The organism is Dermacoccus barathri (assembly GCF_015070805.1).
GTDB lineage: Bacteria > Actinomycetota > Actinomycetes > Actinomycetales > Dermatophilaceae > Dermacoccus > Dermacoccus abyssi.
Genome location: NZ_JADCTK010000001.1, coordinates 1 through 21,365, shown reverse-complemented (window position 1 = coordinate 21,365; position 21,365 = coordinate 1). Strand labels below are relative to the sequence as shown.

At 67.3% G+C, this 21,365-nt stretch carries 17 protein-coding genes and 1 pseudogene; 8 read left to right on the top strand and 10 right to left on the bottom strand.

What is annotated here, in order from left to right:
• Window positions 1–58 precede the first annotated feature (58 nt).
• The 5 genes from IM689_RS00090 to glpX form a co-directional block, all read right to left on the bottom strand.
• Window positions 59–2,404, bottom strand: a complete 2,346-nt coding sequence (locus tag IM689_RS00090) for a GNAT family N-acetyltransferase (protein WP_193642411.1) — start codon at window positions 2,402–2,404, stop codon at window positions 59–61.
• Complete coding sequence (locus IM689_RS00085) at window positions 2,397–3,674, bottom strand: lysine N(6)-hydroxylase/L-ornithine N(5)-oxygenase family protein (RefSeq protein ID WP_193642410.1); 1,278 nt, start codon at window positions 3,672–3,674, stop codon at window positions 2,397–2,399. The genes IM689_RS00090 and IM689_RS00085 overlap by 8 nt, the downstream gene beginning before the upstream one ends.
• Complete coding sequence (locus tag IM689_RS00080; protein ID WP_129664326.1) at window positions 3,671–5,107, bottom strand: pyridoxal phosphate-dependent decarboxylase family protein; 1,437 nt, start codon at window positions 5,105–5,107, stop codon at window positions 3,671–3,673. The genes IM689_RS00085 and IM689_RS00080 overlap by 4 nt, the downstream gene beginning before the upstream one ends.
• Before the next feature lie 85 nt (window positions 5,108–5,192).
• Window positions 5,193–6,131, bottom strand: a complete 939-nt coding sequence (locus IM689_RS00075) for a carbohydrate kinase family protein (protein WP_193642409.1) — start codon at window positions 6,129–6,131, stop codon at window positions 5,193–5,195.
• A gap of 55 nt (window positions 6,132–6,186) precedes the next feature.
• The gene (glpX, locus tag IM689_RS00070; protein WP_182434603.1) at window positions 6,187–7,191 is read right to left on the bottom strand and encodes a class II fructose-bisphosphatase; all 1,005 of its coding nucleotides are present in this window, start codon (window positions 7,189–7,191) and stop codon (window positions 6,187–6,189) included.
• Window positions 7,192–7,307: 116 nt separating this feature from the next.
• On the opposite strand from glpX, the gene IM689_RS00065 reads away from it, so the two are divergent.
• The gene (locus IM689_RS00065) at window positions 7,308–7,901 is read left to right on the top strand and encodes a DUF4245 family protein (RefSeq protein WP_193642408.1); all 594 of its coding nucleotides are present in this window, start codon (window positions 7,308–7,310) and stop codon (window positions 7,899–7,901) included.
• Window positions 7,902–7,964: 63 nt separating this feature from the next.
• Here the strand turns inward: IM689_RS00065 and IM689_RS00060 are convergent, their stop codons facing one another.
• The gene (locus tag IM689_RS00060) at window positions 7,965–8,267 is read right to left on the bottom strand and encodes an exodeoxyribonuclease VII small subunit (protein ID WP_193642407.1); all 303 of its coding nucleotides are present in this window, start codon (window positions 8,265–8,267) and stop codon (window positions 7,965–7,967) included.
• Window positions 8,264–9,577: an exodeoxyribonuclease VII large subunit gene (gene xseA, locus IM689_RS00055; protein ID WP_193642406.1), complete on the bottom strand. Its 1,314-nt coding sequence runs from the start codon at window positions 9,575–9,577 to the stop codon at window positions 8,264–8,266. The genes IM689_RS00060 and xseA overlap by 4 nt, the downstream gene beginning before the upstream one ends.
• Before the next feature lie 55 nt (window positions 9,578–9,632).
• Between xseA and IM689_RS00050 the strand changes: the two genes are divergently transcribed.
• Together IM689_RS00050 and IM689_RS00045 are read left to right on the top strand one after the other, a co-directional pair.
• Window positions 9,633–10,643 (top strand): 4-hydroxy-3-methylbut-2-enyl diphosphate reductase, encoded by a 1,011-nt coding sequence (locus IM689_RS00050; protein WP_118912214.1) that lies wholly within the window; start codon window positions 9,633–9,635, stop codon window positions 10,641–10,643.
• Window positions 10,644–10,813: 170 nt separating this feature from the next.
• Window positions 10,814–12,823 carry an acyltransferase family protein gene (locus IM689_RS00045; protein ID WP_193642405.1) on the top strand — a complete coding sequence of 670 codons (2,010 nt, stop codon included), beginning with the start codon at window positions 10,814–10,816 and terminating at the stop codon, window positions 12,821–12,823.
• Window positions 12,824–12,858: 35 nt separating this feature from the next.
• Here IM689_RS00045 and IM689_RS00040 read toward each other — a convergent pair whose 3' ends face one another.
• Together IM689_RS00040 and IM689_RS00035 are read right to left on the bottom strand one after the other, a co-directional pair.
• The gene (locus IM689_RS00040; protein WP_193642404.1) at window positions 12,859–14,031 is read right to left on the bottom strand and encodes a DNA recombination protein RmuC; all 1,173 of its coding nucleotides are present in this window, start codon (window positions 14,029–14,031) and stop codon (window positions 12,859–12,861) included.
• 64 nt (window positions 14,032–14,095) lie between these two features.
• On the bottom strand, window positions 14,096–15,070 hold the full coding sequence (locus IM689_RS00035) for a DUF389 domain-containing protein (RefSeq protein WP_193642403.1): 975 nt from the start codon (window positions 15,068–15,070) through the stop codon (window positions 14,096–14,098).
• 76 nt (window positions 15,071–15,146) lie between these two features.
• Here IM689_RS00035 and ychF point away from each other — a divergent pair, with 76 nt between their 5' ends.
• The 4 genes and pseudogenes from ychF to IM689_RS00015 form a co-directional block, all read left to right on the top strand.
• Window positions 15,147–16,220 (top strand): redox-regulated ATPase YchF, encoded by a 1,074-nt coding sequence (ychF, locus tag IM689_RS00030; RefSeq protein WP_193642402.1) that lies wholly within the window; start codon window positions 15,147–15,149, stop codon window positions 16,218–16,220.
• 249 nt (window positions 16,221–16,469) lie between these two features.
• Window positions 16,470–17,597 (top strand): NAD(P)/FAD-dependent oxidoreductase, encoded by a 1,128-nt coding sequence (locus IM689_RS00025; protein WP_193642401.1) that lies wholly within the window; start codon window positions 16,470–16,472, stop codon window positions 17,595–17,597.
• 248 nt (window positions 17,598–17,845) lie between these two features.
• The gene (locus IM689_RS00020) at window positions 17,846–18,391 is read left to right on the top strand and encodes a hypothetical protein (protein WP_193642400.1); all 546 of its coding nucleotides are present in this window, start codon (window positions 17,846–17,848) and stop codon (window positions 18,389–18,391) included.
• Between the two features lie 302 nt (window positions 18,392–18,693).
• Window positions 18,694–19,136: pseudogene (locus IM689_RS00015) on the top strand (DUF933 domain-containing protein); the annotation flags it as partial.
• Here IM689_RS00015 and IM689_RS14920 read toward each other — a convergent pair.
• Complete coding sequence (locus IM689_RS14920; protein WP_319803777.1) at window positions 19,098–19,358, bottom strand: DMT family transporter; 261 nt, start codon at window positions 19,356–19,358, stop codon at window positions 19,098–19,100. The pseudogene IM689_RS00015 and the gene IM689_RS14920 overlap by 39 nt on opposite strands.
• A 776-nt stretch (window positions 19,359–20,134) precedes the next feature.
• On the opposite strand from IM689_RS14920, the gene IM689_RS00005 reads away from it, so the two are divergent.
• Entirely contained in the window at window positions 20,135–20,695 is a 561-nt protein-coding gene (locus IM689_RS00005) for a BPL-N domain-containing protein (RefSeq protein WP_193642399.1), read from the top strand.
• Window positions 20,696–21,365: the final 670 nt, after the last annotated feature.

The following is a 21,365-nucleotide window of genomic DNA, read 5'->3' as shown; positions in this document are numbered from 1 at the left end:
GCATCCTCCCGAAGGGGAGGGTGCGGCCCTCGTCATGCCCGGTTCTGGCTCGGGGCGATCAGACGGCGATCGGGTTGGCGATCTCTCCTGTCTTGATGAGCGAGCCGACGGTGTCGTCGAGGCTCACCATCTCGAGCGGGTTGCGCAGCTGGAGTCGGTTGAGGCAGCTGCGGGCGAACGACGGCGCTCGCAGCGGCAGCGACGTGGCGTACTCGGGGTGCTCGCGCTCATACGTGGCGACGACGTCGCTCACCTCGTTCCAGAATTCGGCCTCGGTGAGCAGCCCGTCCTCGACGAGGATCGGCGCGAGGAACCGCAGGAAGCCGTCGAAGACGTCGGTGAAGAGCCCGAGCGCGATGTCGTCGCTGCTCGCCTCGACGGCGATGCGCCGGATCTCCTCGGGAAGCGCGGCAACGCGTTCGGGTGAGGACCCGTCGTCCATGAGGCCGACCTCCTCGCCGATGTCCTTGAGGAAGGCGCCGACGACGCGGTGATCGCGAAGACGCAAGATGATGTTCTCGCCGTGCGGGATGAACGCCAGACGGTGCGCCGACAGCATGTGCACGACCGGCAGGACGTACGCGTCGAGGTAACCACGCAACCACTCGCGTGCCTCGAGGCCCGAAGCTTCGACGAGTTCGGTGACGAACGCCCGCCCGTGCGGATCGCGGTGGAGCAGCGCCGCCATCGTCATGGCCTGCTCGCCCTTGGAGGTGCGGGAGGCAGCGGACTCGCGCCACAGCCCGGCGATCATCTTCGTCTGCGGGCCGGTGAGGTTCTCTCGGTGGAAGACGTCACCGGTGTAGCCGATGGCGGCGAACTCGGTGAGAACGTCGAAACGGGCTGCTTCGAGCGTGGCGTCATGGCGGACGATGCTCGCGACGTAGTCGTTGATCGCAGGCGTCGCGCGCATGTAGGCGGGCGACAGTCCACGGACGAACCCCATGTTGCGCACTGCCAGGGCAGTCTTCACGTAGGGACGGGCGGGGTCGTCGACGTTTGTCCAGGTTCGGATCGACTGGCAGGCGCGGTGGTTGTCCGTGTCCTCGCCGAGCAGGACGATGCGCCGACGCGCCACGTCCTCGGCGAAGGTCGTCCGGACCCGCTCGCTCCACTGCCACGGGTGCAAAGGCATGACCCGGTGGGTGCTCGGCTCCACGCCAACCTCCCGCATGCGCTCCTGCAGACGCTCGTACTGCGCGTCACCGAGCGCGAGACGGTAAGCGCGTTCTTCGTCGAGCTGATCGCTGTGCGACAGGTGTGAGACGTCCTTCGGTACGGCAGCCCACAACGGCCGCACGTCGGCGCCGGCCTCGGGGGAGTAGGCCGCGAGGTCGTCGGCGGAGAAGCCGATGCGCCCGTTCGTCGCGACGAAGCACGGGTGGCCCTCGGCCATGGCCGCCTCGACGTCGTGTGCGGGGGCATCGAGCAGGTCCGCGCTCGTCGGACGCGACGGGTCGCTCGTGCGCACGCGGTGAGCGACGGTTGAGGAGAGTTCCTCGAGATAGGTGGTGAGCAGGTCTCCGTCGAGGCTCAGAGCGTCGCGCAGGTCGAGGACGAGCGTCGTGGCGCTCGCCGGGCCGATGCGCCCGTCGAGGGTGCGGCGTTCGATGCTGCGCGGGTCGACGTGCCAGTGCTCGAGCGCGTAGCGCCGCGCGCGGAAGTACCAGTCGACGGCTTGCCGGTCGTCACTCGCGGGGATGCGCAGTGCGTAGGCGCCGGATTCGAGCGGCTCTGGAGTGATGAGCAGCTCGTGGGCGAACTCGCCGATCGCCTTGGCCGTGACGAGGCGTTCGGCTTCGTCCCACGCACGGTTCGTCGGGGAGCACGCGCGGGTGAACGCGTCGCGGGTGCAGACGCTGAACGCAGCCCGCTTGTCGGGAAGCTGAACGTCAGCCACGCGCTCGAACCCGACTTCGGCGTTCTTCGCGTGGACGGCGGTGTTGCGCACATCGGGTTCGACGACGATGCGGTCGGCGCCGCGGGAGAAGCAGAACCCGACGACGTCTTCCATGACGGCGCTCGTCAGGCCGCGGCGTGATTTACCCTCCGGCGGGGCGACGAGCAGGTGCATGCCGAGGTCACCCTCACGCACATCGGCGCCGACTGCCGGGTCGGAGAGGGGGTGGTGTGCGGGATCGTACGTCTCGACGAGAACGATCGGTGTGCCGTCGATCTCTCCGATCCAGGCGTCCTCGTGCGGGGATTCGGCGGTGCGGCGGTAGCCGGCAGCAACGTCGTCACGCGTGGCCTCCTGCATGTCCCAGAAGTGCGAGCGCGGGTGAGTCAGCCAGCTGTGCACGAGCGGGACGTCCCGCTCGACGTCGAGTGGCCTGAAGTTGACGTCCTGGGCGCGGACGCTCTTGCCGGCGTGGCGGTTGGGGCTGGTCTGGGTGTCAGTCATGGAGCGGACCGAACGTCTGGAACGCGATGCGCTCTTCGACGCGGTATGCCTCCCTTCCGAGGATGCGGTTGAGGATGACGCTGTTGCGGTGGGCACCCATGCCGAGGTCGGGCGCGGTGAGCGAGTGGGTGTGCTCCTCCCCGTTCTGGATGAAGATGCGCCCGCGGCCGTCGTCGAGCGTGAAGTCGCGGGTGACGGCGGGGCGACCCCGCTCGTCGAGCTGTACGTTCGGCAGGCCCTCGACGAGGGAGCCGACACGGGAGACGTAGCCCGTGGCCGCGACGATGCGCTCGCTCGTGAGCGTCGAGGTCTCGTCGGTGTCGAGGTGGCGAAGCTGAAGGAGCTGGCCGTCCGCTGTCGTCTCGGCGGCGACGACCTCCTGTGCGGTGCCGAGCCGGGCCGGCACGCGTCCGTGCAGCGACGCCTCGTAGAGCGTGTCGTAGATGGCGTCGATGAGGTCACCGCTGATGCCCTTGAACAGGTTGCGCTGATCGCGCCCCAGATCGTCACGACGAGCGCTGGGCAGCGCGTGGAAGTGGTCGACGTAGTCGGGTGACGTCATCTCCAGCGTCAGCTTCGTGTACTCCATCGGGAAGAAGCGCGGAGACCGTGTCACCCACGTGAGGTCGCCGGGAGCGTCCTCACCGCGCCGCACGAGCAGGTCGTGGAAGACCTCCGCGGCACTCTGGCCACTGCCGACGATGGTGACGCGTTCTGTTTCGGCGAGCTCGTCGCGGTGGTCGAGGTAGTCGGCGGTGTGGATCACGCCGTCGAGGTCGGCCAGTGATTCCGGCACGTGCGGTGCGGTGCCGACACCGAGGACGAGATGCCTTCCGTAGCGGGTGACCTGAGTGCCGTCGGCGAGAGTGCAACGGGCCTCGAAGGCGTCGCGTCCTTCGTCGTAGGTCATGCGATCGACGTGGTGCCCGAACTCGACGGACTCGAGCTCGCTCGCGACCCAACGGCAGTAGGCGTCGTACTCGGCGCGCAGCGGGTAGAACGACTCACGGATGTAGAAGGGGTAGAGCCGCTCGTGGTGCTTGAGGTAGTTGAGGAACGACCAGCGCGACGTGGGGTCGGCCATCGTCACGAGATCGGCCATGAACGGAACCTGGATCGTGGCGCCCTCGAGCATCATGCCGGGGTGCCAGGAGAACTCGTCGCGTGCCTCGAGGACGGCGACGTCGAGGTCAAGTGGTTCCACGAGGGCCGCGAGGCCGAGGTTGAACGGTCCGCAGCCGACCGCGAGGACATCGTGAACCGTGCTCATGCGCTCACCTCCGCACTCAGGTCACCGGCCAGGAGGTGGCCGGTGCGCACGACGTCGTCGAACGTCGCGCGCAGATCGGCCGCGTCGGCCATCGGGTTGAGCAGCGTGAGCTTGAGCCACGTCTCACCGCCCCAGCGGGTGCGGGCGATGACCGTGCGGCCCTCCATGAAGAGGGTCTCGCGGATGGCGTCATTGACGTCGTCGCGCTGTTCGAGGTCGACGGCCGTGAAGCGGAAGAGCAGCATGTGGGTCGACGGGCGCTCGAAGACCTCGAGATCGGGCATTGCCTCCGCGATCGTGTGGGCCTCCTGCGCGAGGTCGAGCGAGGCGTCCAGCCACGATCCGATGGCGTCGGCGCCGTGGGTGCGCAACGTGATCCACGGCTTGAGCGCATCGAAGCGACGCGACGTGGCGAGGCTCTTGTCGACGAGGTTGGGCACACGCGCGTGCTCGGGGTTGAGGTAGTCGGCATTCGTGCGCGAGTGCGCGAACATGCGGCGGTCCCGCACGAGCAGGGCGCTCGCGGCCACAGGCTGGTACCACGTCTTGTGGAAGTCGACCGTGACCGAATCAGCGCCGCCGATCCCGTCGAGCAGCGAGGAGTGGCGGCTCGACGTCACGAGCGCGCCACCGACGGCGGCATCGACGTGCAGCCACAGCCCGCGTCCGTGCGTGATCTGTGCCAGCGCGGCGAGCGGGTCGACGGCGCCGCGGTCGGTCGTCCCCGCAGTGGCAGAGACGGCCATGACCGTGAGGCCAGCTTCCTCGGCGTCGTCGATGGCGCTCTCCACGCCGTCGGGGCGCAGACGGCCGCGCTCGTCGGTGGGGCAGTGGACGACGGCGTCGGCTGCGAGGCCGAGAGTTCGGGCGGCCTTCGTCACGCTGAAGTGGGCCTCGGGTGAGGTGAGGATGCGTAGCGCGTCGAGGGGAGTGCCGTCGGCGGTGGAGTGTTCCCGAGCGAGCAGGAGCGCCTGGAGGTTCGACGCCGTGCCGCCGCTCGTGAAGACGCCGTCGGCGAGATCGCCGAGTCCGAGTCGGCCGGCCAGCCACTCGAGCAGATGCGTCTCGATGTGGGTGGCAGCGAGGCTCTGATCCCACGTGTCCACCGACGTGTTGACGCTCGAGGCGATGACGTCGGCCGCGATGGCGGCCGTGGCGACGGGGCAGTTGAGGTGGGCTTGGTAGCGGGCGTCGTGGAACCACACCGCGTGCTCGAGGAAGAGGTCGCGTGATTCCTCCAGTGCCGAACTCAGCTCACCGAGGGGGCGATCGAGGTCGACCTGGCGGACGACGGAGCGCAGGTGAGCCGGTGGCCGCGGTGTGGCCGGGTGGTTCGCCGAGGCCACGGCGTCGGCAACGACGGCCCCTGCTTCGCTGATCGCCTGCTCGTACTCGGGCAAGCTCTTGCCGCTGAAGAGTGCGTTGGGACGCACGGCACCTCCTGAATTAGTTAGGTAAGGCGAACCTAACTAAACCAAAGGGTGGAATGCATCCGTGGGAGGCGCGGGGTGAGAAGTCTCACGCCTCGTCGGCGACGACCTCGTGGCGGTGAGGTGGGTTCGAACCGGCGCGCGTCACCGTCGTGGCCGAGGTGAGGAGGGCGCGCTCGAGGGCGGGGCGCACGTCGTCGGCCTGCGCCATCTCGAGGCGGCTACGGGCTTCCGTGCCACCCAGCAGGCCGGCGTCGAGGAGGCCGGAGATGAGACCGGACATGAAGGAGTCGCCGGCGCCGACCGTATCGGTGACCTCGACGGAGTGGCCCGCGAACTCGAGCTCCTCGCCGTTGCCCACGACCACGAAGGCGCCGTCGCCACCGCGCGTGATGACGACGAGTCGCGGGCCGAGCTCGGCCCAACCGTGCGCGATCTCGCGCAGGCTACGGTCCGGGTAGATCCACTGTGCGTCCTCGTCGGACGACTTCACGACATCGATGTGGTGGAGGAACTCCTCGACGCGAACCCGCTCGTCCTCGGGGGACTTCATGAGGGAGGGCCGCACGTTCGGGTCGAACGACGTCGTCGCGGCGCTGCGCGCAGCCTTGAGCGCGTCGAGAACGGAAGCGGCCCCCGGGTCGAGAGAGGCGCCGATCGAGCCGGTGTGGAGGTGTTCGGCGTCATGCGAAATGCCGGTGACGGGAGGCCACTCGATGGCGAACTCGTACTCTGCGGCACCGTCCTCGCCGAGCGTGGCCTGGGCCGTCGAGGTCGACTCGAGGTCGAAGCTCGACATCGTGACGTCGACGCCCTCGTCCGTGAGCAGGTCACGGATGCGCTCGCCACGTGCGTCGTTGCCCAGGTGCGTGGCAAGCACGGCGGTGTGCCCCAGCCGAGCGAGGCCCACGGCGACGTTGAGCGGGCTGCCGCCGACGTGCTCGGTCGCGTCACCGTCGAGTGCGTGGACGACGTCGATGAGTGCCTCGCCGATGACGAGCGTGGTGCGGGTGTTCGGCTGGGACATGCGGCTCCTCGTGGGGGCGTGAACCCCCACGAGGAGCGCGGGGGACGGGTCGTGCTTACTGGTACTGCTCGGAGGCGTACTCGGCCACCTTGCTCAGGCGGTGTTCGCCCTCGATGGCTCGTACGGTACCGCTCTTGCTGCGCATGACGAGGGAGCTGGTCGTGCAGCCGTCCTCGCGGTAGCGCACGCCGCGCAGCAGTTCGCCGTCGGTGACGCCGGTGGCGACGAAGAAGCAGTTGTCGCCGCGCACGAGGTCGTGCGTCGTGAGGACGCGGTTGATGTCGTGGCCGGCGTCGAGAGCGCGCTGCTTCTCCTCGTCGTCCTTCGGGGCGAGACGGCCCTGGATGACGCCGCCGATGCACTTGATCGCGCAGGCGGCGATGATGCCCTCGGGGGTGCCGCCGGTGCCCAGGAGCAGGTCGACGCCGGTGTTCGGGCGGGCGGCCATGATGGCGCCGGCGACGTCACCGTCGGAGATGAACTTGATGCGGGCGCCGGCGTCACGGATCTCCTGGGCAAGGCCCTCGTGGCGCGGGCGGTCGAGCAGGACGACGGTGACGCCGTTGTTCGAGGTGCCCTTGGCCTTCGCGATGCGTCGGATGTTCTCGGCGACAGGCAGGCGGATGTCGACGACGTCCGCAGCCTCGGGGCCGGTGGCGAGCTTGTCCATGTAGAACACGGCGCTCGGGTCGTACATGGAGCCACGCTCGCTCACGGCGAGCACGGAAACGGCGTTCGGCATGCCCTTGGCGGTGAGCGTGGTGCCGTCGATCGGGTCGACGGCGACGTCGACGTCCGGGCCCGTACCGTCCCCGACGCGCTCGCCGTTGAACAGCATCGGCGCCTCGTCCTTCTCGCCCTCACCGATGACGACGGTGCCGTTCATGCTCACCGTCGAGATGAGCGTGCGCATGGCCTCGACGGCGGCACCGTCGGCTGCGTTCTTGTCGCCGCGGCCCACCCACGGGCCGGCGGCCATCGCGGCGGCCTCCGTGACGCGCACGAGTTCGAGCGCGAGGTTACGGTCGGGGATCTGATAGGTCGGCAGGGACGTGGTCACGTCGATGTCTCCTCGGGGTTGGAACGACGGCGTCGAACGGCTCGGCATCGCACCGCCGTGAGCGCTCGAACGGACCCGGTTCGCTCCGACGGGGCATTGTCGGAGACGATAGGGGCGTGAGCACGCCCCCCGAAACCGCCACGAACGACAACCCGACACCCCAGCCGCCGAAGCGGCGTGGGATGCAGGGCAATGCCAAGAGCATGGTCCTGTCCATGATCGCCTGTATCGCGGGGTGTTTGGTGCTTTTGGCCCTGATTCCTCGTCAGGGTGCGACGAAACTCGCCACGGTCGACGCGGCAGGCGTGGCCGGGCAGGTCTCGCAGTCGAAGAAGTGGGACGTCGCTGTTGCCGACGGCCTCGGTTCGCCCTGGCGTCCCGTTCACGCGGCGATGATCCCTGGCGACAAGGAGAACCCGGAGCGTTGGCGCGCCGGATACCAGGGTGCGGGCGAGGACTACCTCTCGATCCAGCAGCGCAAGGACGGTGGCGCGGCGTGGTTCGCGAAGGTCGCCAAGGGCGCGAACTCCGGTGAGCTCAAGGCTGGAGGTGCCACGTGGCGCAAGGTCGAGATGGACGGCGACCAGAAGGCGCTCGTGCGCACGACGCCGCTGGCGGGCCTCGACACCGTCGTCACCGGCAAGGGCACGTGGAATCAGCTCGAGCAGGTCGCGAAGTCGGCCAAGCCCATCAGCGCCGTCACGAAGTGACGCTGCGGCTCGGCCGTCGTCGGTCGAGCTGAATCTCGGAACTCCGACGCCCGGCCGGTCAGCTCACTTCTTCTCGGCGTCACCCTCACCGTCGCGGCCCTCGCGCCGCGCCACGGCGTCCTCGATGCGTGACTGTGCACCGTCGAGCCACGTCGAGCAGTGATCGGCGAGAGCCTCGCCGCGTTCCCACAGGCGCATGCTCTCCTCGAGTGGGGTGCGGCCACTCTCCAGCGTGGACACGATGGACGCGAGTTCGTCGCGCGCCTGCTCGTAGCCCATCTGGGCGATATCGCTGGTGTCGACGGCCGTGAGTGTCGAGGCGTTGGTGCCGGTCGCTTCGCCTGCGTTCTGTGTGTCGTCGCTCATGCGTCGTCTCCTCGTGTCTTTCGGGCGGCGTTCGTCTTCTTCTTCGGCGTGGGCGCCTTCGAGTCTCGCGTCGGGGGTGCTGACACCGGGGTGGCGGCGAAGTTGCCGTCGGCCACCGTCACCTTGAGCAGGTCGTTGGCGCTGACGCTCTCACGCGAGGTGACGAGGGTGCCGTCGACCTGCTGGACGACGGCGTACCCACGATCGAGCGTGCGTTGCGGTGAGAGCGCGACGACCTGCGCACGGGCGTGAGCGACTTGGTCGTGGGCGCGCGAGAGGCGTTGGCGCAGGGCGTAGGCGCTGCGGTTCGTCATGCGGTCGAGGTCGTCACGTCGGTCGGCGACGAGCGAACTCGGGTCGGCCAACGCCGGCCGGGAAACGAGGGCGTTGAGGTGGCGCCGTTCGGCGGCGAAGCGCCCGCGCAGCCCCTGGCTGAGGCGCACCCGCGCCTCACGCAGCGACGAGCTCTCGAGGGCCAGGTCCGGCACGATGCTCTTGCCCGCGTCCGTGGGCGTCGACGCGCGCAGGTCGGCCACGTGGTCGAGCAAGGGCGTGTCGACGTCGTGGCCGATGGCACTGACGATCGGCGTGCGGGCTGCGGCGACGACGCGCACGAGTGCTTCGTTGCTGAACGGCAGGAGATCTTCGAAGGAGCCGCCGCCGCGCGCGACGACGATCACGTCGACGTCGTCGATCTCGTCGAGTTCGCGGATGGCACCGCCGACCTGCTGCACCGTGTCGGGGCCCTGGACGGCGACCTGCCGAATCTCGAAGCGTGCTGCGGGCCATCGTCTGCGAGCGTTCTCGACGACGTCGTTCTCTGCGGCACCCGCTCGGCCGGTGACCAGCCCGATGCGGCGGGGGAGGAACGGAAGGGCCTTCTTGCGGTCGCGGTCGAAGATGCCTTCGGCCGCGAGCGTTCGCTTGAGTTGCTCGAGACGGAGCAGCAGTTCGCCCTCGCCGACAGGACGCATGACGCGACCCTCGAGCATGAGTTGGCCACGTTTCGTCCAGAACGTCGGTTTCGCGTGGACGACGACGCGCGCCCCCTCGCGCACGAGCGGCCCCATCGCGTTGAGCGTGTTCGTCGGGACGGTGAGCGACAGGGACATGTCGACGTCGGCATCACGCAGGGTGAGGTAGGCGGTGCGGGCGCGCACGTTGAGCTGGACGATCTGGCCCTCGACCCACAGCGGCGACATGCGATCGACGTACTCGGCGATCTTCATGCTCAGCACGCGCACGGGCCACGGCGATTCGGCGCTCGTGTCACCCGCCAGCTGAGGAAGGTGTGGGGGAACGTTCGTCACCCCGCCCACTGTAGGCGTCAAGGCGGCACACAGCGCGGGTCGTTACCATGGGGTTGTGGAAACTCAGACGAAGCGTGTCCTGCTGGCCGCCCCGCGCGGGTACTGCGCGGGCGTCGACCGTGCCGTGATCACCGTCGAGAAGGCTCTCGACCTCTACGGCCCGCCGGTGTACGTGCGTAAGGAGATCGTCCACAACAAGCACGTCGTGACGACGCTCGAACGTCGCGGCGCGATCTTCGTCGACGAGACCGACGAGGTGCCCGAGGGCGCCACCGTCGTCTTCTCGGCGCACGGTGTGGCCCCCGTCGTTCACGACGAGGCCAAGGCGCTGTCACTCAAGACGATCGATGCCACGTGCCCGCTCGTGACGAAGGTGCACCGCGAGGCCATCCGGTTTGCGGATGCCGATTACGACATCCTGCTCATCGGGCATGAGGGGCACGAAGAGGTCATCGGTACTTCCGGCGAGGCGCCCGAGCACATCACCCTCGTCGACGGCCCCGACGACGTGAAGAACGTCGAGGTTCGCGACCCGGAGCGCGTGGTGTGGCTGTCGCAGACCACGCTGTCCGTGGACGAGACGATGGAGACGGTGCGCCGTCTGCGCGAGAAGTTCCCGAAACTGCAGGATCCGCCGAGCGACGACATCTGCTACGCCACGCAGAACCGTCAGCTCGCGGTCAAGGAGATGGCGGCGGACACCGACCTCATGATCGTCGTCGGCTCGCGTAACTCGTCGAACTCGGTGCGTCTCGTCGAGGTGGCGCTCGAGCACGGTGCCAAGGACGGTCACCTCGTCGACTACGCCGCCGAGATCGACCCGGCGTGGCTTGACGGCGTCGGCACGGTCGGCGTCACCTCCGGAGCCTCGGTTCCCGAGATCCTCGTGCGCGAGGTTCTCGAGTTCCTCGCCGAGCGCGGTTACGAGGACGTCAAGCCGATCATCTCGGCCGAGGAATCGCTGACGTTCGCGCTGCCGATGGAACTGCGTCGCGACCTCAAGGCGCGCGGTCTTCCGGACGGTGCCAAGGTCGTCGGTCAGGGTTTCGTCGCAGACCTTCACTGACCTCGCGGCGTAAGACGATTTATGGCTCACCCCCGCGGGTGAGCGTTGTCAAATCGTGACCGGAATGCCCCGGAATTTCAGGGGGCATTAAGAGTCCTTTCTTATGGTCGGACCACGCGGTGGGCGGGGAACTCCACCGTGGTGAGTCGATTTTTGAAGTGAGGACGCCGGTGCCACGGCCCACAGACGCGCGCGCTGCTTATTACCCGGGGTTGGACGGCCTGCGTGCCATTGCCGTCGCCCTCGTCATCGCCTACCACGTGGGTGTGCCACATATGAGTGGTGGCCTGCTGGGCGTGGGTGTGTTCTTCACCCTCAGCGGGTACCTCATCACGTCGCTGCTCATCAGTTCGTGGCAGCGCAAGGGCAGCCTGGGGCTGAAGACGTTCTGGATCCGTCGTGCCCGCCGACTTCTGCCGGCCGTCGTGCTCCTGCTCGTCGTCGTCATGATCGCGGTTGCGTTGCTCACGCCCGACAAACTCGGCGAGCGAACGAGCGAGGCGCTTGCGGCTCTTTTCTATGTGGCGAACTGGCGCACGATCCTCGAGGGCGACACCTACTTCAACCGCTTCGAGGGGCCCTCGCCCCTGGAGCACCTGTGGTCGCTGTCGGTGGAAGAGCAGTTCTACGTCCTGTGGCCGCTGCTCGTGCTCGGTCTCCTCACGGTGTTCAAGGGGCGCTTCAAGCAGGTCGCCGGTGTGACGTTCGCGCTCGGGCTCGTCTCGATGATCCTGCTCGCCGTCGTCGCGCCGACGGGCAACGCCGACGCCACACGGGCCTACGAGGGCACGGACACCCGTGCCGGCGGGCTCCTCTGGGGTGCTGCCCTGGCCTTCCTGTGGCACCCGAGCGTCGCCGAGCGTTTCGCGAGCGCTGCTCATCGCGCGGGCGTGGCCCTCATCGGCGCCCTAGGTCTCGTCGGCATCGGCCTGCTCGCGGCGTTCACGACGGAGACGTCCCCCTTCATCTACCGCGGTGGCATCGCGCTGCTCACGATCGCGACGTGCATGGTGCTCTTCGCCGCGGCACACCCGAACAACGTCATCGCGAAGGTGCTGTCGGTGCAGCCGTTGCGCTGGCTCGGTGAGCGTACGTACGGCATCTACCTGTGGCACATGCCGGTTGCGGCGTTTCTGCCCGAGCGTTCGTTCTACGGCAACACCCTCCTGCGCGGCACGATCGTCGTCGTGTTGACGCTCGTCATCGCGTCGCTGTCATGGGTCGTGGTGGAGGACCCGATCCGTCGTTACGGGCTCGTCGGGGCGTGGAAGCGCGGCACGGCGCCGATGCGTGCAGGTGCGAGCCGACGTGTGCTGCCGCCGTTCATCGTCGGCGGTGCAGCTCTGACGGCGCTCTCCGTCGGCGCAATGGCGGCGGTCGGCAACCTGCCGCAGATGTCGGTCAAGGAGATCGCGGCGAAGCAGAATGCGGACTCGGAGAAGAAGGCGGCGAAGAAGGCCGCTGCGGCTCCTGCCGTTGCCTACCCGCAACCGGGGAAGCCGCTCAAGACGTCCTGCGACAAGGTTGTGCACATCGGTGACTCGTCGTCGCTCGGGCTCGAGGACGGCGCCTCGACCAACATCACCGATCCGGCCAAACGCATCCGTGCGCGGTACCAGGGCGTTGGAGTGACGACGGTGCTCGAGGACATCAAGGGCGGCCGCAACATCATCGAGCACTTCGGTAGCGACACGAACGGCAAGGAGGCCGTGGCGCAGCACGTGCGAGAGGGCTTCGACGGCTGCTGGGTCCTCGCGCTCGGCATGAACGATGCCGCGACGATGGCGAAGGGCGAGTCGCCGTTCACGGCCGACATGCGCGTCGATGCGCTGCTCAAGCAGATACCGAAGAACGCCAAGGTGCTGTGGGTGACGTCGGTGACGCAGGCCTGGGTGAACAACCCGCTGTACGCCAACAAGAACATGGCGGCGTTCAACGAGAAGGTCGTGGCGGCCACGAAGCGCTACCCGAACCTGCGCGTCTACGACTGGGCGTCGGAAGCCCTGCCGCACCCCGAGTGGTTCCTCCAGGATGATGCGAACCACAACAACGGCACGGGGTCGTCAGCCAAGGCGCGGGGCATTTCTCGGGCGCTCGCGGTGGCGTACCCGAAGGGTGGCGACCCGATCGGCGTGTCGACGGTGTACGCCGACAAGCCGAAGGCGGCCGCAGCCAAGTAGTCGGCTGTTCTCGTCTCGTCGTTCGCCGCCCGGCCTCAGGCTCGGCGGCGTTCGTCGTCCTCGGGGTCGTCGTAGATCGCCTCGAGGAGCGATTCGTGGGTGAGCGGACGCGGCACCGAGGTGAGGGGGGTGACCTCGGGCGCCGGTGCGGTGGCGAGGTCGAGCTCGTGCATGCGGCGCGACGTCACGAGGACGCGAGATTCGAGGGAACCGACGAAGAGGTTGTAGGCCTCGACGCTGCGGCGCAGTGAGCCGCCGAGGTCGTGGGTGTGCTTGGCGAGGGTGCCGATGCGCTCGTGGAGTTCGCGACCGAGCGTGAGGAGTTCGCGGGCGTTGTCCTCGACGGTGGCGTGCTGCCACAGCACCGCGACGCTGCGCATCGTGGCGAGCAGGGTGCTCGGGGAGGCGAGGACGACGCGCCGCTCCATGGCGCTCTCGAGCAGGCCAGGTGAGGCGTTGAGCGCAGCGGCGAGCATGGCATCGCCGGGCACGAACGCGATGACGAAGTCGGGGGAGGTGGCCACGGCGCTCCAGTAGCGCTTCGACGCGAGAGTGTCGACATGCGCCGCGAGGGCCTTGCCGTGGCGTTTGAGGGCTGCGGCGCGCAGGGCGTCGTCGGTGTCCGTGGCCTGCGCCTCGAGGAACGCGCTCATGGGTGCCTTGGCGTCGATGACGAGCTGGCGGTTGCCGGGCAGGTGGACGACGACGTCCGGGCGCACGGGGCGGCCTTCGTCGTTGTGTCCGCGCCACTGCTCGTCGAAGTCGCAACGGTTGAGCATGCCGGCGAGTTCGAGGATGCGGCGCAACTGCGCCTCGCCCCACTGCCCGCGCACGCTCGAGGCGTTGAGCGAGCCGGCGAGCGACGACGTCTCGCGCCGCAACAGCTCCGTGCTGGCTCGCACGTCCTTGAGGGCGACGTCGACGTGGCTGTACTGCTCCACGCGGTCACGTTCGAGCGTTGCCACCTGGTGTTCGACACGGGCCAGGGTGTCGCGCAGCGGCAGCAGCGCGGCGGCCGTCTGGGCGTCGTCGCTCACGGTGGCTTCGAGGTCGACCACGCGTTCGCGCAGCACGTCACGCTCGGCACTGACGGCGGCGAGGTCGTCGCGTGCGCGCCCCGCGGTGACCAGCGCGGTGAGGCGCCAGGCGACGATGGCGCCGAGCGTCAGCCCGAGGGCGAACAGGGCGACGGCGAGAAGGGGGGACATGCCCTCACGATGGCATGGGCCACCGACAACCGCGGAACGACGGGGATTTCGGTGACCCCGCGCGTCAGCGGTGTGCGCGGTTGAAGTGCCGCTGCGTCAGGGTGAATCGGCTCTCCTCGCCGAGCTGGCGCCACACGAGGCGCTCGATCACGAGCGTCACGACGCCGGCAATGAGCATGCCTGCGATGTTGAGGCCGAGTTGTGCCAGCGAGCCGCGGATCTCCTGCCAGTCCCAGATCGCGAGGCCGAGCGCCACATTGCCGGCGGCGGGCACCGTCGTCACGCTGATGAAGACGCCGACCATGGCACTCGACTTGTCGATGGCCATGGCGAGCACCCCGGCCGCGCCCGCGAGAAGAGCGACGATGAACGACCACTTGTCCGGCCGCCAGATGAAGTTCGTCTGCGGTCGCTCGCGCGTCACCATGTCGGCGTCGAAGAGCCCGACGTGGAGGCCGACCCACGCGAGCGCCGTGATGACGGCGATGGCGGCGCAGAAGGTCCAGACGAGAAGCGCGAACGAGCGGCCGGCGAGGTGCCACTCACCCATCGCGAGGCCGACGCAGGTGGCTGCGACCGCGGCGAACTCGGGGCCCACGACCATCGCTCCGACGACGAGCACCGACGAGTCGGTGAGAACTGCGATCGAGGCGAGAGCCGTGGCGATGACGAGGAACGCCAGGTAGTTGACGGTGATGTGGCTTGCGCCCTTCGCCCGCTCGACGAGGAGGCGCCAGATGACGGCGTCGTCGGGGTCGCCGTGGGCCGCACGCTCCACCGATGAGGCGCGCTGGAACGGGGTGGCGAGGGGCTCGCCGACGACGATGCCGCCGGAGTCGCCGAGGCCCATGTCGGTGAGGTCGTCGATGACGAAACTGACGGCTTCGCGGGCGACGTCGGCTTCGATGAGGTCGCCTTCGGGCTTGAGCACCACACCAGCCGAGACGGTGACGTTCGTGACGGCGTCGTCGTTGACGAGGCGGGTGCGAACCTGCGACGACAGTGCGCTCGGCACGGTGAGGCGCAGGTGCATCAGCATGCTCTCACGATACGGCGGCCGCAGGGTACGCCCGGCGAATAGGTCGACCGATGGTCGGTCGGTAGAATCGTCGATCGTGGCACTCACCATCGGAATCGTCGGTCTCCCCAACGTCGGCAAGTCGACGATGTTCAACGCACTGACGAAGAACAACGTCCTCGCAGCCAACTACCCGTTCGCAACGATCGAGCCGAACGTCGGCGTCGTCCCGTTGCCGGACCCGCGCCTCAAGGTGCTCGCGGGCATCTTCGGGTCGCAGGCGATCCTGCCTGCGACGGTGTCGTTCGTCGACATCGCGGGCATCGTCAAGGGGGCCTCGGAGGGTGAGGGCCTCGGTAACAAGTTCCTCGCGAACATCCGTGAGGCCGACGCGATCTGCCAGGTCGTGCGTGCGTTCATCGACGACGACGTGCACCACGTCGATGGCAAGGTCTCTCCGAGCTCGGACCTCGAGACGATCAACACCGAGCTGGTGCTCGCCGACCTGCAGACCCTTGAGAAGGCCGTGCCGCGCCTCGAGAAGGAGGTCAAGGGCAAGAAGACGGACAGGGCCGTGTACGAAGCCGCCGTCGCTGCCCAGAAGATTCTCGAGGAGGGCAACACGCTCTCCAGCCAGGGCTTCGACGTGTCGGACATCCGCGAGCTCGGTCTGCTGACGGCGAAGCCGTTCATCTACGTGTTCAACGTGGACGAGTCGCAGCTGACGGACGAGGCGTTCCAGGCCGAGATGCAGAAGCTGGTGGCTCCGGCGGACGCGATCTTCCTCAACGCGCAGCTCGAGTCCGAGGTGGCCGAGCTGGACGAGGACGAGGCGAAGGAACTGCTCGAGTCGGTCGGCATCACCGAGCCGGGCCTGGAGCAGTTGGCGCACAAGGGCTTCAACACGCTCGGGCTGCAGACGTACCTGACGGCCGGGCCGAAGGAGACGCGTGCCTGGACGATCCACAAGGGTTGGACCGCGCCGCAGGCCGCCGGCGTCATTCACACCGATTTCCAGAAGGGCTTCATCAAGGCGGAGATCATTTCGTTCGAGGATCTCGTCGAGTGCGGTTCCGTCGCTGAGGCCCGCGCCAAGGGCAAGGCCCGGATGGAGGGCAAGGACTACGTCATGGCCGACGGCGACGTGGTGGAATTTAGATTCAATGTGTAAAAAGCCTCATCACGTTTAATTTTGAACATGTCATTCTGAGTCATTCCACCGGACTTCGTCCGTCGAGTCGATGGTCATGTGAACCGCTTCGAAACTTCCCGCCTGACACCACAGACCGGGAGTACTGACCCCCGATATGAGGGGTCGTTGCGCGCGGTGACTTCGGGCTGACACAGCCCGTTGACGTCGTGGCAGCGGCCCCTTACTTTTGAGGTCTATCTCACACCCCTAACAGATCGAGGAACCACGATGACAGGAACTGACGACGTTGCCCCGACGCGTTCACCCGAGGTAGCGGTGATCGGGGGCGGGATCGTCGGTCTGTCGACGGCGTACGCGCTGCGGGAGCAGGGCGTGCCGGTGCGCCTGTACGAGGCCGGTCTGCCCGGATCGGGTCAGTCCGCGGGCGAGTCGCGGATCTTCCGGCATGCTCACGACGACCCGCGACTCGTCGCTTTCACGCGCGAAAGCCGCGGTGTATGGGATGAGTGGGCCGAACACTTCGACGTCGAGCTGGTCTCATCAGACGGTGTCGTGGCGATCGGCGAGAGCGCCCTGGCACGGCTGCGGGTGCTCGACGAGGTCGGCGGCGTGGAAGCGCACGAGATCGATGCAGTCGAGCTCGCCCAGCGAATGCCGCTGCTCGCTGGGTACTCGGGGCCAGCGATGCTCGACGAGTCGGGCGGCGCGATCCGCACCCGCGCCGCGATCACGGCACTCGCGGGTGCCCTCGGAGATGCCGTCACCACCGCAGAGGTCATCTCCATCGATCCCCGCGCCGATGGGACGGTCGAGGTGCGCAGCGTCACCGACCGGGCTGTCTACTCCAAGGTGGTCGTATGCGCCGGCCGCGAAACCGCCCGCCTGGCCCGCAGCGTCGGCCTGTCGCTGCCGGTTCGCCTTGCCGCACACGTCCGGCTGACCTTCGACGTGAAAGACGCCGCCCCGGCACGAGTCGCGTGCCTGCAGGACAGCAGCGGCGTCTTCGGCGAAGTCGGCGTGTACGCGACGCCGCTACCGGGCAACAGCAGTTATTCGGTCGGACTCAGCGACACCGTCGGCGTCCGCGACGACGGAACGTTCATCGACCCTGCGGCGATTCGATCGCTGGACGAACGCGCGCGCGAATACGTGACACGGGCGCTGCCCGGTCTCCACCCAGAGCCGCGCGACTTTCTTCACTGCTGGGTGACCGACCTCCCATGGAGCGAGGACGGCGTGGCCGTGTGGGAGGCAGATTCTGTCCTTTTTGTGGCCGGTCACAATCTGTTCAAGCAGGCACCTGCGCTGGGTCGCGCTCTTGCCCGGGCTGCGACCGGCGGTGGTCTCGCCGACGACCTCACGCCCGCCGCTCGCCTCGGCGAAGCCCTGCGATAGTTCGCCTGACCCCAGAACGGACGCACTCAATGGGTTAACGTCTCCTCGTCGAGGACGACGGCAGCCCGCCCTGGGTCAACTCAAAAGTCGCGGCTGGACAGCATTCACAGGCTGAACCACCTTGTCATGGGGTGTCTTCATCGTGAGGATCGGTACGCGGAGGTGCCGCAACGGGATGCGCAGAATGATCCGGCCTCCCGCGTAGAGTCGATCGGAATAGACCCGTCGATCGCCACAGAGGTGCGCCGATGCTCACCGAATTCGCCCGCGACCATGCATTCACGATCGCGTGGTTCGGCCTCATGTCGTTCGTCTGGTTCGGATGGGGGCAGGAGGACCCGCCGAGATCCCGCAGAGGGTGGCTGGGAGCGGGTTCCGCTGTCGGGCTCATCGTGGCCGGGATCTTCGGCTTCGCCATCTTCACCCGCTGGAGCGACAGGTCAGCGCTCGACGGCCAGTACGTCTGGTTCGGGGTCGTGGTCGGACTGGAGGTGCTGCTCGCGGCAGTCGGCTGCTTCGTCCTCGCGCGGCGGGGCCAGGGGCGCTGGATGGCGTGGTGGGTCGCAGTCGTGGTCGCGCTGCACTTCCTGCCACTGGCCGTCTTCCTCCGGGATCCGTCACTGGCGGGCCTAGGGGTCGTCCAAGCCATCGGCCTCGCTGTCCTGGTCGGCCGCCTGAGGAGAACGCAGGCACCGACCAGTCGGCCCGTGGGGCCCTGGATGGGGGTGACCCTGCTCGTGTTCGCAGGGATCTCCACGGCGATCTTCCTGCCAACCATCGGGTCCCCCTGGTGAGGGGTGAGGTAAGACGCAGGTGCGAACAGCCCTGTTTGTCTGGCGTCCATGCGTAAAGGTGCGCTCGTCTCAACAGGCGTGGCAGACGTCCAGAGTCGCAGGCATGACGCGTCTTCCGATCACGGCCGACAAAGTCGGCTCTTTGATGTGAAGTCCATCCGCGAATCCTGCGCTCATCGTCAGCCGCCGCACGAAGTCGCCCATTCGCGGTTGTTTGAGCTGGTTCACCCCTACTGTGCACGGGGGACTCATTCTGCATGATTGCGATTGCCGGCCATTCGCCGATGAGGCGCAGGAGTAACGAGATGCGGGCACTCGTGGCGCCGGTCGAGACGATCTTCCTCGACGCGATGTTCGAGTCCGAGCTCGCCGACGACGAGGCCGCGGAGATGCTCGAGATGAGCGAGCAGGACGAGGCCGGCCTCGACCAGCTGGCGCGCGTGGGCTTCTCCACGCTCGGGCTGCGGACGTACCTCACCGCCGGACCCAAGGAGTCGCGCGCCTGGCGATCTTGCAGGGGGCGACCGCGCCCGAGGCGGCAGGCGTCATCCACTCCGACTTCCAGAAGGGTTTCATTAAGGCCGAGATCGTGACTTTCGAGGAACTCGATCAGCACGGCTCGATGGCCGATGCCCGCGCCGCCAGCCGCGTGCGCATGGAGGGCAAGGACTACGTCATGGCCGATGTCTATCTCAGGATGACTGATTCAAGCTTCCTGACGTATCGGGAGCTCGCGCGAACGTGACGGTTCGGCGGCACACGCCTGTGTCGCAGGTGCGAGCGAGAGGACCAGAAGCGAGGCGCAGATGCCCGCGAGACCAGCCCATCCGATGGCGGGGAGGCGCTCACCGACGAGGACCACGGCCAGGAGGGCGGCGATCGAGGGTTCAGCGAGCGTGAGCGTTGTCGCGGCGCTTGGAGTGACGCGCGTGAGGCCATACCCGAAGAGCAGATAGCCCAGGAGCATCGGGACCAGTGCCATGTAGATCCCGACCGTCATCGGTTGGGCGGAAGCGGTGCGCCGGTCAGCAGGAGTACAGGCATGAGGGCAATGCCGTCCAGGTCGACGACAGCGCCCATCGCGGCGGCGCGCCCGACGCCGGGATTCGTGAGGCGGTGAGGCGCCGCCGAGAGTCCCTGTCGCTGGGCTTGAAAGGGCGGTCCCGGTGGAAGGAGCGGGTCGTTGGATGGGTAGCCGCAAAAGCTCGAATTGCGCTGGGCCAACAAGGACGTGGCGCTTATCCCCACGACCGCCAACCGGTACGCGTACTCGTGGGCCGAACCCAAGGACCCGGGCTACTGCGAGCCCCACATCCTCGTGTGCGAAGAGACGGTCACCCCTCCCCGGCGTCGAAACTGGACCTGCAGACGAACTTTGAGCCAGCCGACAAGGCTGCGTGACGATCCAACGTCACCCATCCGAGCAGCAGCCCCTGACTTCGGGGCGCATTCAACGATCAGAGGCCAGGAGCAGGCTGCACCGGTCGCTTCGGGCAGTGGACCAAGCCCACCTAGCATTGAAGTATGGGTACGTTCGAATCACCTGCTGGACGGTCGCGCCGGTCGGTCCTCGCTGGGCTGCTGACGGTCCCTTTCGCTGGGCTAGCGAACGGATGTGCACCCATCAGCAGGAACGACGACGAGACTTCGGATGCGCGGATCGCCCTGGTGTACCGCGGACCGGCGGGGTGCGCAGGATGCTCGGAAACTCTTGCTGAGCGACTGTCGCAATCACCGCTTGGTATGGACGTTGCGTTTATCGGCCCGCACGAAGAATTCCCTCTCGAATCAAGTGCCCTTTCTGGAGTCGCTCTCTACGCTCAGCCGGGCGGTGGAGACGATATTCGTGCCGCTGCCCAGAGTTTTCCTGCGGATTTCATCCGCGGGGTGAGTGACTTTGTGGCCACCGGCGGTAGCTACCTCGGCATCTGCATGGGTGCATATCTTGCAGGGAGCGAGGGCTTCGGCTTTTTCAGTGAATCCGTCGAGGGGGAGGTGGGCGTTCCCGACTTCCCTGTGAAAGATAGTGCGGATGATGTGGTGGCAGTCACGTGGGGCGACACGTTGCGATGGACCTACTTCCAAGAGGGCGCGCGGTTGCCTGTAGACGGCGCTGAGGCCTACGCCCATTACGAGACAGGCGACCTCGCCGCCGCGTGTTATCGGTTTGGCGATGGCAGTGTGGGCTTGATTGGCCCTCATCCGGAGGCGGACGCAACCTGGTTCGAGGACGCCGATCTCTCTGATCGAGACGGCGACGACTGGCGATATGCGCTCCCGCTCGTCAAACGGATTCTCAGTTGACCGTCGGGACGGCCAAGTGCGACACAATTGGCCCAGGGGGGAGCAACAAAGCCCACTCTTGTCCTCCAAAGGCTCACTCCTCGCACCACGGAATAGCTCTCCGGCCGGCCAGCGACCGGCAACTCTTTGCGCTTCTCGAACCGAGAATTGCCGCGTTCCTGACAAGACTTTTAAGACTGAGCAACTACCAATGCTGTCATGTACTCCAGCTGCGAAACGCCGTCGAATTTAGGACGGGTCTCACGTCTGGAGGTAGGAAGTGATCAGGGACGCGCACGACGCGAACGAGACAACGAAGACGAACGACTTCGAGCTGACACGCCTCCGCGCGGCCCTGCCCGAGTACTTCGACAAGGACGGTGGCTTCAGGCTCGACCGCCTTCAGGACGCGCTCAGTTCGACCGATGTCTCGATGACCCGCGAGGCTACGACCTCAAGTCCCTCGGGAAGTCCTACGCCAAGTACCTGACCTCGACGCGGACCGAGACGGTTATGGCGCCTGACCTTGAGCACAACGCCGACGCGACGAACGCTGAGTCGGAGAATCTGTACATCGTCGGGGACAATCTAGATGCGCTCAAGCATCTGCTGGGTGAAGCGCCCTGGGTTTCGTTCCGCGCTTATGTGGTGACGAGGGTTCTCGTCTGGGATTGATCGTAGGACGCTTCGA

Excerpts from the sequence above, each read along its gene's own strand:
- IM689_RS00090 (WP_193642411.1), bottom strand. The coding sequence starts at position 2,404 with ATGACTGACACCCAGACCAGCCCCAACCGCCACGCCGGCAAGAGCGTC.
- IM689_RS00085 (WP_193642410.1), bottom strand. The coding sequence starts at position 3,674 with ATGAGCACGGTTCACGATGTCCTCGCGGTCGGCTGCGGACCGTTCAAC.
- IM689_RS00075 (WP_193642409.1), bottom strand. The coding sequence starts at position 6,131 with ATGTCCCAGCCGAACACCCGCACCACGCTCGTCATCGGCGAGGCACTC.
- IM689_RS00060 (WP_193642407.1), bottom strand. The coding sequence starts at position 8,267 with ATGAGCGACGACACACAGAACGCAGGCGAAGCGACCGGCACCAACGCC.
- IM689_RS00040 (WP_193642404.1), bottom strand. The coding sequence starts at position 14,031 with ATGTCCCCCCTTCTCGCCGTCGCCCTGTTCGCCCTCGGGCTGACGCTC.
- IM689_RS00035 (WP_193642403.1), bottom strand. The coding sequence starts at position 15,070 with ATGCTGATGCACCTGCGCCTCACCGTGCCGAGCGCACTGTCGTCGCAG.
- IM689_RS00025 (WP_193642401.1), top strand. The coding sequence starts at position 16,470 with ATGACAGGAACTGACGACGTTGCCCCGACGCGTTCACCCGAGGTAGCG.
- IM689_RS00020 (WP_193642400.1), top strand. The coding sequence starts at position 17,846 with ATGCTCACCGAATTCGCCCGCGACCATGCATTCACGATCGCGTGGTTC.
- IM689_RS14920 (WP_319803777.1), bottom strand. The coding sequence starts at position 19,358 with ATGCTCCTGGGCTATCTGCTCTTCGGGTATGGCCTCACGCGCGTCACT.
- IM689_RS00005 (WP_193642399.1), top strand. The coding sequence starts at position 20,135 with ATGGACGTTGCGTTTATCGGCCCGCACGAAGAATTCCCTCTCGAATCA.